12 protein-coding genes are annotated in these 12,485 nt (G+C 65.9%); 7 read left to right on the plus strand and 5 right to left on the minus strand.

Annotated features, from left to right (window positions below; all coding sequences use genetic code 11):
- The first annotated feature begins 4 nt into the window (after nucleotides 1-4).
- Together C8J43_RS03580 and C8J43_RS03585 are read left to right on the plus strand one after the other, a co-directional pair.
- Nucleotides 5-1,078, plus strand: coding sequence for a Ppx/GppA phosphatase family protein (locus C8J43_RS03580; protein WP_243645385.1), 1,074 nt, complete (start codon nucleotides 5-7; stop codon nucleotides 1,076-1,078).
- Complete coding sequence (locus C8J43_RS03585; protein ID WP_133029740.1) at nucleotides 1,075-1,746, plus strand: RlmE family RNA methyltransferase; 672 nt, start codon at nucleotides 1,075-1,077, stop codon at nucleotides 1,744-1,746. Before C8J43_RS03580 ends, C8J43_RS03585 begins: the two co-directional genes overlap by 4 nt.
- Nucleotides 1,747-1,951: 205 nt before the next feature.
- Here the strand turns inward: C8J43_RS03585 and C8J43_RS03590 are convergent, their stop codons facing one another.
- Nucleotides 1,952-2,281, minus strand: a complete 330-nt coding sequence (locus tag C8J43_RS03590; RefSeq protein WP_056053983.1) for a PilZ domain-containing protein — start codon at nucleotides 2,279-2,281, stop codon at nucleotides 1,952-1,954.
- 321 nt (nucleotides 2,282-2,602) lie between these two features.
- On the opposite strand from C8J43_RS03590, the gene sucC reads away from it, so the two are divergent.
- From sucC to C8J43_RS22525, 4 genes are all read left to right on the plus strand, one after another.
- Complete coding sequence (sucC, locus tag C8J43_RS03595) at nucleotides 2,603-3,805, plus strand: ADP-forming succinate--CoA ligase subunit beta (protein WP_056053980.1); 1,203 nt, start codon at nucleotides 2,603-2,605, stop codon at nucleotides 3,803-3,805.
- Between the two features lie 245 nt (nucleotides 3,806-4,050).
- On the plus strand, nucleotides 4,051-4,797 hold the full coding sequence (locus tag C8J43_RS03600) for an electron transfer flavoprotein subunit beta/FixA family protein (protein WP_056064107.1): 747 nt from the start codon (nucleotides 4,051-4,053) through the stop codon (nucleotides 4,795-4,797).
- Nucleotides 4,794-5,723, plus strand: coding sequence for an electron transfer flavoprotein subunit alpha/FixB family protein (locus C8J43_RS03605; protein ID WP_133029741.1), 930 nt, complete (start codon nucleotides 4,794-4,796; stop codon nucleotides 5,721-5,723). The genes C8J43_RS03600 and C8J43_RS03605 overlap by 4 nt, the downstream gene beginning before the upstream one ends.
- 434 nt (nucleotides 5,724-6,157) lie before the next feature.
- A complete protein-coding gene (locus C8J43_RS22525) occupies nucleotides 6,158-6,922 on the plus strand; it encodes an energy transducer TonB (RefSeq protein ID WP_133029742.1) in 765 nt (254 codons plus the stop codon).
- Here C8J43_RS22525 and C8J43_RS03615 read toward each other — a convergent pair.
- The gene (locus C8J43_RS03615; protein WP_243645387.1) at nucleotides 6,908-8,038 is read right to left on the minus strand and encodes an acyltransferase; all 1,131 of its coding nucleotides are present in this window, start codon (nucleotides 8,036-8,038) and stop codon (nucleotides 6,908-6,910) included. The genes C8J43_RS22525 and C8J43_RS03615 overlap by 15 nt on opposite strands.
- Before the next feature lie 95 nt (nucleotides 8,039-8,133).
- Between C8J43_RS03615 and C8J43_RS03620 the strand changes: the two genes are divergently transcribed.
- On the plus strand, nucleotides 8,134-9,375 hold the full coding sequence (locus C8J43_RS03620) for a dipeptidase (protein ID WP_133029743.1): 1,242 nt from the start codon (nucleotides 8,134-8,136) through the stop codon (nucleotides 9,373-9,375).
- A gap of 167 nt (nucleotides 9,376-9,542) precedes the next feature.
- On the opposite strand, the gene C8J43_RS03625 is transcribed toward C8J43_RS03620, so the two are convergent.
- The 3 genes from C8J43_RS03625 to C8J43_RS03635 all read right to left on the minus strand — a co-directional run bounded on the left by C8J43_RS03625 (nucleotide 9,543) and on the right by C8J43_RS03635 (nucleotide 12,433).
- Nucleotides 9,543-10,778 carry an MFS transporter gene (locus C8J43_RS03625; protein WP_243645388.1) on the minus strand — a complete coding sequence of 412 codons (1,236 nt, stop codon included), beginning with the start codon at nucleotides 10,776-10,778 and terminating at the stop codon, nucleotides 9,543-9,545.
- Between the two features lies 1 nt (nucleotide 10,779).
- Nucleotides 10,780-11,784, minus strand: a complete 1,005-nt coding sequence (locus C8J43_RS03630; RefSeq protein WP_133029745.1) for a histone deacetylase family protein — start codon at nucleotides 11,782-11,784, stop codon at nucleotides 10,780-10,782.
- Between the two features lie 91 nt (nucleotides 11,785-11,875).
- Nucleotides 11,876-12,433 carry a 2'-5' RNA ligase family protein gene (locus tag C8J43_RS03635; protein WP_133029746.1) on the minus strand — a complete coding sequence of 186 codons (558 nt, stop codon included), beginning with the start codon at nucleotides 12,431-12,433 and terminating at the stop codon, nucleotides 11,876-11,878.
- Nucleotides 12,434-12,485 lie beyond the last annotated feature (52 nt).

Raw genomic sequence — 12,485 nt, forward strand, 5'->3', positions numbered from 1 at the left:
GGCGATGGGGGATGTTTCCACCCGAATGCCGTTCCGGCAGGGGTCTCCTGCCCGTCCGGCGGCGACCCGGCCCGGTCGAGGGCGGTGGGCCGATGCGCAAGCGTTTGCCGCGCTTGATCTTGGCACCAACAATTGTCGATTGCTGATCGCGCGACCGCAGGCGGGCGGGTTCGCGGTGATCGATGCGTTCTCGCGAATCGTTCGGTTGGGCGAAGGTCTGGCGTCGACCGGCAAGCTCAGCGATGCGGCGATCGAGCGGACCATCTCGGCGTTGCGGGTATGCTCGGACAAGTTACAGCGCCGCAACGTCACGCTAGCGCGGTCGGTGGCGACCGAGGCGTGTCGGCAGGCCTCGAACGGGCCCGACTTCATCGCCCGCGCGCTCGCGGAGACGGGAATCCATCTCGACATCATTTCCGCCGAGGAGGAGGCGCGGCTGGCCGTGCTCGGCTGCCATGCGCTGATCGAGCCTGGCGAGGATCCCGCGCTCGTGTTCGATATCGGCGGCGGGTCGACCGAACTCGTATTGATCGATACGTCGACGCCGATCCCGACCGTGCTCGATTGGCATTCGGCGCCATGGGGCGTGGTGTCGCTGACCGAGCATGCCGGCGGTGGCGAAGGCGAGGACGGTCGCCGTGCCGCCTATGCCCGGATGCGCAGCGTCGTCGCGGACAGTTTCGCGGGGTTCGCCAGCCGCCTGCCCCGGCACGTCGCGCGCCCACGGCTGCTCGGCACCAGCGGCACGGTGACGACACTCGGCAGCGTGCATCTCGGGCTTAGCCATTACGACCGCTCGGTGGTCGACGGGCTGATCGTGCCTGCCTCGGCGATGCGGAAGATCAGCGCCGACCTTTCCCACATGTCGATCACGGAGCGTGCCAAGCTGCCGTGCATCGGCAACGAGCGCGCCGACCTAGTGGTCGCGGGCTGTGCCATTCTGGAGACGATCATGGATTTGTGGCCCGCCGAACGGCTCGGCATCGCCGACCGCGGCATTCGCGAGGGCATCCTCCGCCGACTGATGGGCGCCCCCCGACCTGGTGGCAAACCGGGCAAGTCGGGAGTGGCGGCATGAGCCGCGGCGGCTCCGGCGGGCACGTTCGCGTACTCACCGCGCGGAAGCGCACCGCGCAGTCGACGCGCTGGCTCGAGCGCCAGCTGAACGATCCGTATGTGAAGCGCGCGAAGGCCGATGGCTATCGCAGCCGGGCCGCGTACAAGCTGATCGAGCTCGACGAGCGATTCGATCTGATCCGCGGGTCGAAGCGCGTCGTCGATCTCGGCATCGCGCCGGGCGGCTGGGCGCAGGTGATTCGGCGGCGGATCCCCAAGGCTTCGGTGGTCGGGATCGACTTGCTCCCGGTCGACCCGATCGAGGGCGTGACGATCTTCGAGATGGATTTCCTCGACGATGCCGCGCCGGGTAAGCTGATCGAAGCCTTGGGCGGCGCGCCGGATCTGGTGCTGTCCGACATGGCCGCGAATACGGTCGGGCATCCGCAGACCGACGCGCTCAGGACGATGGCGCTGGTCGAGACCGCTCTGCATTTTGCGTGCGAGGTGCTCGAACCGGGCGGCACGTTCGTGTCGAAGGTGTTCGCGGGTGGCGCCGATTCGGAGCTGGTCGCGGAGATGAAGCGGAACTTCAAGACGGTGAAGCATGCCAAGCCGCCCGCGAGTCGCAAGGGGTCGGTCGAGTGGTTTGTTGTGGCGCAGGGGTTTAAAGGCCGAGACCCGAAATAGCGCAGCTATTTTCGGATAAGTCGAAAGCCCGGCCAGCGTCGCACAGCGACGACTGACGACGTGGCTTTGCCACGGCGCGACTTGCTTCTCTCTACTTCTTTCGACAAGGCCGCCGGCAAAGCCGTCGTCGGATGGGTTCGCTGAAGCGACCCACCGGCCGAGCCAGCGATTGCGCGTTCGCGCATCGGCTCGGGCGTGGCCGAGCCTATCGCTGGCTGAGCGCTACGATATGATCGAACACTGCCGGATGCAGCGGCTTGGCGAACGCGCAGCCATATTTGAACTTGTCGCGCCAGGCCACGACCGCCTCCAGCGCGGCGAGTCCCGGTAGCGTCAGCCACACCACCGTCCCCGGCCAGAGCGTGAAGCTGGTTTCCGCGCGAAACCCCGAGAGCGACAGGTCGGTGACCTCGATCTCGAACCGTGTCTGACCACGATCGCGCAAATGCGCCCGCATCTTCACCGCTTTGCGGAGCGACTGACGGAGCTCTTCGCTGGTCAGATCGTGGGGCAATGGAGTCGCAGGCTGTGTCATGCGAAGATAATGCCCTGAAAAGGGTTACTTTTATGCAAACGCGATCGCACGCCGAACATATCTGCGGTTTAGCGACGTTTCTCGGCAATCTTAGGATGTCACGATAGAAACGCGACATTAAGCTTGGGCTGAATCTATGGCTAACGCGGGCAACGCTGGCGCCCCGAAACTACCTAAAACTCAACGCGTTTGGTCAGCCAATTCGCGTCTATTGCGAACGAGACGCAAGTGCATATGCCTTAAGGGTGGATTTGCAGCCGGCCCTGTGCTTTACGCTCAACCAATTCCCGAGTTTCCTAAAAATTGCGTGGAGCCTTCCCGATGAACATCCATGAATACCAGGCCAAGGAACTGCTGGCCAAGTTCGGCGTCCCCGTCCCTGCCGGTTTCGCGGCATTGACCGTCGAGGAGGCCGTCGAGGCCTCGAAGAAGCTTCCCGGACCGCTCTATGTCGTCAAGGCGCAGATCCACGCCGGCGGCCGCGGCAAGGGCAAGTTCGTCGAGCTCGGCCCCGACGCCAAGGGCGGCGTCCGCCTCGCCAAGACCGAGGACGAGGTTCGCGCGGCCGCGACCGACATGCTCGGCAACACGCTCGTCACCATCCAGACGGGTGACGCGGGCAAGCAGGTCAACCGCCTGTACGTCACCGACGGCGTCGACATCGACAAGGAATTCTACCTCGCGCTGACGCTCAACCGCACCACCGGCCGGGTGATGATGGTCGTCTCGACCGAAGGCGGCATGGACATCGAAGCGGTCGCGCACGACACGCCCGAGAAGATCCAGTCGATCGATATCGACCAGGCGACCGGCTTCATGCCGCATCACGGCCGCGCCGTCGCTGCTGCGCTGAAGCTCACCGGCGATCTCGCCAAGCAGGCCGCGAACACCGCGTCGAAGCTGTATGACGCGTTCATGGGCACCGATGCCGAGCAGATCGAGATCAACCCGCTCGCCGTCACCAACGACGGCAAGCTGATGGTGCTCGACGCGAAGGTCGCGTTCGACGGCAATGCGCTGTTCCGCCACAAGGATCTGCTCGAACTGCGCGACGAGACCGAGGAAGATCCCGCCGAGCTCGAGGCGTCGAAGTACGACCTCGCCTACATCAAGCTCGATGGCGACATCGGCTGCATGGTCAACGGCGCGGGCCTGGCGATGGCGACGATGGACATCATCAAGCTCAACGGCATGTTCCCGGCCAACTTCCTCGATGTCGGCGGCGGCGCCAACAAGGAGAAGGTGACCGCGGCGTTCAAGATCATCCTCGCGGATCCGAACGTGAAGGGCATTCTCGTCAACATCTTCGGCGGCATCATGAAGTGCGACATCATCGCCGACGGCATCGTCGCCGCGGCGAAGGAAGTGAACCTGTCGGTGCCGCTCGTCGTCCGCCTCGAGGGCACGAATGTCGAGAAGGGCAAGGAGATCCTCGCGAACTCTGGCCTCGCGATCGTCCCGGCGAACGACCTTGGCGATGCCGCGAAGAAGATCGTCGCAGAGGTGCAGAAGGTCGCAGCCTAACAGCCGTCGACTGCGCATACTGATTCTGCGAAAAGGGGGGCTCGGACGGAAACGTCCGGGCCCTTTTTCGTTGATGGTGCACACTACCTGGCAGGCGGTCCGGTCGGCATCTCGTTGTGACGCTACGGCATCGCGATGTTTCCATACCGGACTTGCGAAAACGACGCGAAACCGCCATCTGTCCGGCCAACGCCGCTGGGTAACCAGCGGGCGAAACGAATAGATTCACCTTGGAAGGAACCCCGATGAAGGTGCTGGTGCCGGTCAAGCGCGTGCTTGACTACAACGTGAAGCCCCGCGTGAAGGCGGACGGAACGGGCGTCGATCTGGCGAACGTCAAGATGAGCATGAACCCGTTCGACGAGATCGCGGTCGAAGAAGCCATTCGTCTCAAGGACAAGGGCGTCACCGAGATCGTCGTCGTCTCGATCGGCGAGCAGAAGAGCCAGGAAACGCTGCGGACCGCGCTCGCCATGGGTGCCGACCGCGCGATCCTCGTCGTCAGCGAGACCAAGGTCGAGCCGCTCGGCGTCGCTAAGATCCTCGCCAAGATCGTCGAAGAGGAGAAGCCCGACCTCGTGATCCTCGGCAAGCAGGCGATCGACGACGACAACAACCAGACCGGGCAGATGCTCGCCGGCCTTCTGAACTGGGGTCAGGGCACGTTCGCGTCGAAGGTCGAGATCGCCGACGGTTCGGTTAACGTGACGCGCGAAGTCGACGGCGGCGCCGAGACCGACACGCTGAAGCTCCCCGCGATCATCACCACCGATCTTCGCCTCAACGAACCGCGCTATGCCTCGCTGCCGAACATCATGAAGGCGAAGTCGAAGCCGATGGCGCAGAAGACGCCGGCCGATTTCGGTGTCGACGTGACGCCGCGCCTGACCACGCTAAAAGTGGTCGAGCCTGCCAAGCGCTCGGCCGGGATCAAGGTCGCCGACGTCGACGCGCTGGTCGGCAAGCTCAAGGAAATGGGAGTCGCCAAGTGAAGACGCTCGTCTGGGTCGAACATGACGGTCAGGCCGTAAAGGATGCCACGCTATCTGCCGTAACCGCGGCAAGCCAGCTCGGCGAAGTCCACCTGCTGGTCGTCGGTCAGGGCGTCGACGGCGTCGCTGCCGAAGCTGCGAAGATCGCCGGCGTCGGCAAGGTGCATGTCGCCGACGACGCCGCATTCGCGCATGCGCTCGCCGAGAACGTCGCGCCGTTGATCGTCGAGCTGATGGCAAGCCACGATGCGTTCGTTGCGCCGTCGACCACGCACGGCAAGAACATCGCGCCGCGTGTGGCCGCGTTGCTCGACGTCATGCAGATCAGCGATATCCTGTCGGTCGAGAGCGAAGACACGTTCACGCGGCCGATCTACGCCGGCAATGCGATCGCGACGGTCCAGTCGACCGACGCGAAGAAGGTCATCACGGTCCGCGGCACGGCGTTTGCCAAGGCTGCGACCGAGGGTGGCTCGGGCGAGATCGAGGCGGTCGCATCGACCGGCGACAAGGGTCTGTCGACCTTCGCCGGATCGGAGATCGCGAAGAACGAGCGTCCCGAGCTGACCAGCGCGAAGATCATCGTCTCGGGCGGGCGTGCGCTTGCCTCTAGCGACCAGTTCCACGCGATGATCGATCCGTTGGCGGACAAGCTTGGTGCGGGCGTGGGTGCATCGCGCGCCGCGGTAGACGCAGGCTATGCGCCGAACGACTATCAGGTCGGCCAGACCGGCAAGATCGTCGCCCCGGAAGTGTATGTCGCGGTCGGCATTTCGGGCGCGATCCAGCATCTCGCGGGGATGAAGGACTCTAAGGTCATCATCGCGATCAACAAGGACGAGGACGCGCCGATCTTCCAGGTCGCGGACATCGGCCTGGTCGGCGATCTGTTCAAGATCGTGCCGGAATTGACGGCGAAGCTGTAGGCGAATGCCGCTGCGCAGGCGAAGCCTCGCGCAACAGCTAGCCCGGCCGGCGGCGCTCCAGCGCCGACCGACGACGCGGGATTTACTCCCGCGTCGCGCGCCACGAACGGGCGGTGTGACTTAAGTCGCGCCGCCCGTTCTAGCGTCTGCCGAACGCACAGGTCTGCCGACGCCGAACCGGTTTTGTTTCCAAACCCAGGTCTATCTCACCCAAAGTGACCACCTCCCCGGCGAAGGCCGGGGCCCAATTGGGAAACGGAGGTAACGACGGACGGTCCTTCGTTACATCGACCTTTCCGATTGGACCCCGGCCTGCGCCGGGGAGGTGCATCTGTCGAAGCGGGATACCTATCGAATACGTCCGGATTACCGAGATCGTTCTCGCGCCCTCACGCGCAGTTGCCACCCACCGCCCGCCTCCCCAATTACCCAGCATGTACGGCGTCCACTCGAACCCGCGCGACCGCCTGATATCTGCTGCGAGCGCCGCGCTACTCTGCGCCGTCATCGGCTACGCGCTAATCATCGGGCTCGGTGTCAGCATTCCCACTGCTATCCCCGATGCGCTGAAGACGTTCGCGGTTAGCCCGAAATCCCCTCCACCGCCGCCACCCGAAAAGATCGTCCCCCGCCCCGCGAAAAGCCACCGTCCCGAAGGCGCGGCGTCCCCCGCCAACCTCCGCTCGAAGGCGACCGAACTCGTCGTCCCCAAGCCGATCGTCCCTCCCATCGTTCCACCGCCCCCGGTTATTGCCACACTGAAACCAGGCTCCGGCAACGACGCCACGACGGGTGCCGCGCCCGTCCCCGGACCCGGCACGGGCGCAGGCGGCGAAGGGAACGGCACGGGCAGCGGGCGCTCTGGAAATGGCGACGGCGACGGTGGCGACGAGACGCCGCCCCGCCTCCTCAAAGGCCGCTTCAAGAACAAGGATTTCCCCAACGCCGAGGCGGTGATCGGCGCGGGCGGGATCGTCGGCGTGCGCTACACGGTCGAGACCGGCGGCAGCGTCACGCACTGCATGGTCACGCGCTCCAGCGGAAACGGCGTGCTCGATGCGACCACCTGCCGCCTGATCGAATTGCGCTTCCGCTACCGCCCCTGGCTCGACGCCGCCGGCCGCCCGGTCCGCTCGACCGTCGTCCACAATCAGGAATGGGTGAACCAGCTCGGCCCGCCGCCGTCACGCGGTGACTGAAGCGGATCGTCTCAGCCGCCCGCCACTGAGCACCCGCGCGACTGACGGCGAGAGCGCCATCATCACCTGCCCCAGCACGACCGTGACGCCGAGCACCAGCAACGGCTGGACCAGCAGATAGGCCGGATACAGCCCCGCCCCCAGCGCGCCGGTCGCCAATCCGATCACCGGCCCGAACAGCCACAGCAGCACCAGATGATCGCAGAATGCAAGAAACCCGTACCGCTCGATCCCGCGCAACCGGTCCGCAACGTCGCTTCCCGCCAGCGCCCAGGCGAGCCGCCAGAACAGCACCGCCGAGGCCAATCGAAACACGATGTCGAATGCCGCCATCAGATGCGGATGTGCATCGAAGAACGCGTTCCCAAGCAGCGCGGTCCACAGCCGCGGCGCGATCAGTACGACGAATGGTAGCGCGCATCGGGCGACAGGCCACCCCGCCACCCGCTCCGCCACGCCAGATCGCCGCGCGACGATCCCAGCGGTAAAGAAGAGCAGGATCTGCGGTCGCAGCAACAACGGGACGTGCACCCCGAACACGCTCCACACCACCGCGATCAGCGCGACCACCGCCAGCCACGCGCTCGACGCGCGCACCAGAACCGGCGCGATCATCATGCAGACGAACAGGTCGCGCAGGAACGGCATCTGCACGTTGATATCGTCGGCATGCACCATCGGAACGAGTTCGTTCAACGTCCATCCGATACTCGACGGCGTCGGCGCCTTCAGATCGCCGAACGTCGCCGCCGCCCCGACCAGCACCAGCGCGATTGCGTTCCACAAGACCATCGGCAGCAGGATCGTGCGCGCCTTGCCACGCAGGAACGCGCCGTACGGTTGCCTCATCGCGGTCGACACGACCAGCCAGCCCGAAATCATCCCGAGCAGCGGCACCGCGCTCCGTCCGAACACTTCGCCGAGCACCGTTCGCAGCACCGCCTGCCAGCTGAACGCCACCGCGGCCAGTTCTTCCGCGGTGCGCCCGGTCCAGGCGTGGACGTAGACGATCCCCAGGATCCCGATCAGCCGCGCGATCGCGATCGCAGTGGACAGGCGCGTGTCGTTGGTCCGGGCACTGCTTCCGGCGCGTATATCGATCGATCTGGTGCTCAAGTCCGCCACTTCGCTCTGGTTCGACGCGGCGTACCCGGCTTGTCGCGCGCGAACACCTCCTTCAGGATGAAACGGCCGTTACGGGGGACCAAGAGATGATCGCCGCCTTCCTGCTCATCGCCGCGCAGGCGAGCCCGGCCGCGGTGCCGGATCCGCAGATCGCGCGGCGCGTCGCGCGCGTGCTGGAGCGCAGTCCGGTGATCGACGGGCATAACGATCTCGCCTGGGAGATCCGCGAACTGCACGACGCGAAGGTCGAGGCGGTCGATCTCTCTGCCGACACAGCGCGGCTGCCGAACTCGCTGCAGACCGATATTCCCCGCCTGCGAAAGGGCCATGTCGGCGGGCAGTTCTGGTCGGTCTACATTCCCGCCGATGCGCCGCGCGCGGTCGAAATGACGCTGGAGGAGATCGACATCGTCCACCGCTTCGTCGCAGCGAACCCGGCAACGTTCGAACTCGCCACTACCGCCGCGGACATACGTCGGATCGAGAAGGCGGGGCGGATCGCCTCGCTGATCGGCGTCGATGGCGGGCACCAGATCGATGGGCGGCTGTCGGTGCTGCGCCAATATCGCGCGCTCGGTGTGGCCTATATGACGCTCACGCACGGCAAGAGCCTGAACTGGGCGGACAGCTCGACCGACGCACCACGTGCCAACGGACTGAGCGACTTCGGACGGCAGGTGGTCACGGAGATGAACCGGGTCGGCATGATCGTCGACGTCTCCCACGTCTCGGACGCAACGATGGCGGCGGCTTTGGCAGCGACCAAGGCGCCGGTGATAGCGTCGCACTCCAGCGCACGGGCGATCGCGGATGCGCCGCGGAATATCCCCGACGACCTGCTGCGCGCGATCGGCGCGAACGGCGGCGTGGTGATGGTGAACTTCTACCCGTCGTTCCTGTCGGGCGCATGGCGTGCCTGGGATGTCGCACGCTCGGCCTGTGCGAAGTCGGTCGGCGTGCCCGCGAACGTCTACGGCGCGAAATCGCCTGCGCCATTGGTAGCGTGGGACGCCACGCATCCGGAGCCGGAGGTCACCGCCGCGACGGTCGCCGATCATGTCCAGCATATCGCGAAGATCGCTGGTCACGATCATGTCGGGATCGGCGGCGATTTCGACGGCATCCAGGGGACCGGACCAATCGGCCTGAAGGGCGTCGACGGCTATCCGCTGTTGTTCGCGGAACTGGCGCGGCGGGGGTGGAGCGATGGCGATATGGTGAAGCTGTCGGGCGGCAACGTCCTGCGCGTCATGGAGCGGGTCGAAGCGGTCACTAAGAGCATGGCGGGTATGCCGCCCATCGACGCGACCGACGTAGCGTCTTGGTAGAGCGGGCTCCCGTTTCCAAGTCTGAACGAAACCGGACTTCTTCTCCCCTCCCTGGAAGGGAAGGGAGGGGCGGGGGTGGGTCGGGTTCCGCGAATTCCAGTGCCGGTAACTCAAACCGGCCAGCCCACCCCCAACCCCTTTCTTCCAGGGAGGGGAGAACCTATCGATCAAGGATCCGGCATACGCTGCGGCACCGGCGGCTCGACCACCAGCGGCGGCACCGTGCGCAGCACCAGCCCGATCACCAACGCCGCCACGCCGAGCAACAGGCAGAACGCGGTTACCCCCGGCCAACCGGCGTGAGTCCAGGCGAACCCGCCGGCGGACCCCAGCACGCTCGACCCCATGTAATAGAAGAACAGATAGAACGCCGCCGCCTGCCCGCGCGAGCCGCCGCCGCCTGCAACCTGTGCTCGCCTGCCAACCCAGGCGCTCGCGATCGAATGCGCGCCGAAAAAGCCGATCGTCACGACCGCGATCCCGGAGATTACCAGGACCAGCGGCGTCATCGCGGTCAGCGCGACGCCGGCGATCAGCAGCACGACGGGTATCCAGAAGACCTTCCGCCGCCCGAGCTGTCCCGCCAGCGTCCCGAACTTCGCCGAACTGACCGACCCGAGAACATACAACAGGAATACTGCGCCGACCGCCGCCTGGCTGAGGCCGTAGGGCGGGCTCATCAACCGGAAGCCTGCATAGTTATAGATCGTGACGAACACGCCCATCAGCAGGAACGCCTCGAGATACAGCAGTGGCATCGCGCGATCGGTGAACAGCGCGCCGGCACTGCGCAACAGCGCGCCCGGTCGTCCCACGCTCGGCGTAAAATTGCGCGAGAGCGGCGCGAGCCTGCGGAATGCCTCCGCCATTGCGAGGCCAGCGACGCCGACTGCGGCAAGTGCCCAGCGCCAGCCTTCGAGATCGGCGACGATGCTGACGACCAGTCGCCCGGCCATCCCGCCGAGCGCACTGCCGGCGATATACAGCCCCATCGCCGCGCCGACCGACCCCGAATCGACCTCCTCCGCGACATAGGCCATCGCTACCGCCGGCACGCCCGCGAGCGCGACGCCGGTCAGGAACCGCAACACGAGCAACCCGCTCCAACCCGGCACAACCGCCGCCGCCAGCGTCAGCGCACCGGCTGCAAACATTGCCACGATCATCAGCGAGCGCCGGCCCACGCGATCCGAGACGAACCCGGCGAACAATATGCCGATCGCCAAGGGCCCGGTCGCCAGCGACACCGCGAGCGATGCGCCCTCCGCGGTCAGTCCGAACTGTGCGGCGAACAGCGGCAGCAAGGGCTGTACCGAATACAGCAGCGAGAAGGTCGAGAACCCTGCGAACAGCATCGCCAGCGTCAGCCGACGATAGGCGGGCGTGCCCAAGGCAATTGGCACGTCAGAACCCATTGAGGAAGCTCGTGACATTGTGGCCTAGCGCATCGACCGCGTATCCCCCTTCCATGACGATGACGGTAGGCCAGTTGCGTGCCGCGATATCGCGCGCGAGAACCGCGTAATCTGGCGTGGTCAACTTGAAGTGCGAGATCGGATCGCCCTCCCACGTGTCCGCGCCGAAGCTGACGACGAGCAGGCCGGGATCGAACGTGGCGATCGCGTCGAGCACGGTCGTCTGCGCGGCCCGGAAGGCATCGATCTGCGTGCCGTGGGGAAGCGGGATGTTTAGCGTGGTGCCGACTCCTTCGCCATCTCCGGTCTCGTCGGCATGGCCCCAGTAGAAGGGGTAGTCGGTCTTGGGATCCGCGTGGACCGAGGCGTAGAACACGTCGCCCCTGTGCGCGAAGATGTCCTGCGTGCCGTTGCCGTGGTGATAATCGATGTCGAGGATCGCGACGCGCGCGACACCGGCATCGCGCGCGGCATGGGCGGCGATCGCGGCGGTGTTGAGGTGGCAATATCCGCCGCAATAGTCTGCGCCGGCATGGTGGCCGGGCGGGCGGCACAGCGCAAACGCGGCGCGGTCGCCGTCGAGTACGGCGTGCGTCGCGGCGAGCGCGGACTGTGCGCTGCCGTAGGATGCGGCCCAGGTCTGGGGCGTGATCGGCGTGGTCGCGTCGAAGCTGTGTGCGCCGATCAGCGCGTCGATCCGGGTGAGGTCTAGCGGACGGCGGCCGCGGATCGGGAAGGTGTAGGGGATCGCATCGCCGTCGCGTCCCGCTTCGCGCCACAGTCGCGCCGCGTCTTTCAGGAACGCGACATAGGCGGGGGAGTGCACCGCGAGGACCGGTCCTTCACCACGATCCTGCGGCGTCTCGAGCGGACCGATCGCGCGGAGGATCGCGTCTATCCGCGCGGGCGTCTCGGCATAGGCGGTGAACGCGCCGTTGTGGAGTTCGCGCGCGGGCGCATGGGTTCGCTGGGCGTCGTCGAAGAACAGCCGCATTGTCGCTCCTTGGTGCGCGGTCGCGAGGGAAGAACCAACCGATCGCCTCCGGGGTCCTACGGGATCGCGCGCGCCCGGCAAATTCGAAGGCTCAGAACAGCGCCAATTGCCGATCATCGCCGCCGCTGAGCAGCCAGCGGCCGAGCACGTCGTGTCGCGTTCGCCCTATATGGCTGTGGACCAGTACGAACGCATCCGCGGTCCAGCCGATCGGCGCGATGTCTTGCGTGAACGGCGCGCCGTCGCGGTAGCCGAGCGTCATGTGAGCACTCGAGCGAAAGCCGGCGCGGGCGCGTAGCCCTGCCGCCTCGCGCGCTACGGCGATCCGCTGATACAATGCGGCGAAGGATGCGTTCTGCCGGCGGGGACGCATCGCGATGGATCGATCGCTGCCGATCACGGTATCGAACTCGATCGCGAACGGCGCTGCCTCGACCGCATCGCCGATCGCCTTCAGGTCCCGCTCCAGCGCGGTCGATACGCGGTCTTGGTCGTCGAGGATGTCGATCGTGACGTGGAGATGCTCGGGGCGCAGCTTGTCCCCGTCGGCCTCGAACCACGACGCTGCAGCGGTGATCTGGCGCGCTAACGGGAGTGGCGGGCGGAGCGCGAAGAACAGGCGATGACGCGCGAGTGGTCGATGAAACATGCCGGTTTCCGAATCGGGGGAGGCGGACTTGTTGCTAATATGTTCCACTGCT

The sequence above is a fragment of the Sphingomonas sp. PP-CE-1G-424 genome (assembly GCF_004341085.1).
Lineage (GTDB): Bacteria > Pseudomonadota > Alphaproteobacteria > Sphingomonadales > Sphingomonadaceae > Sphingomonas.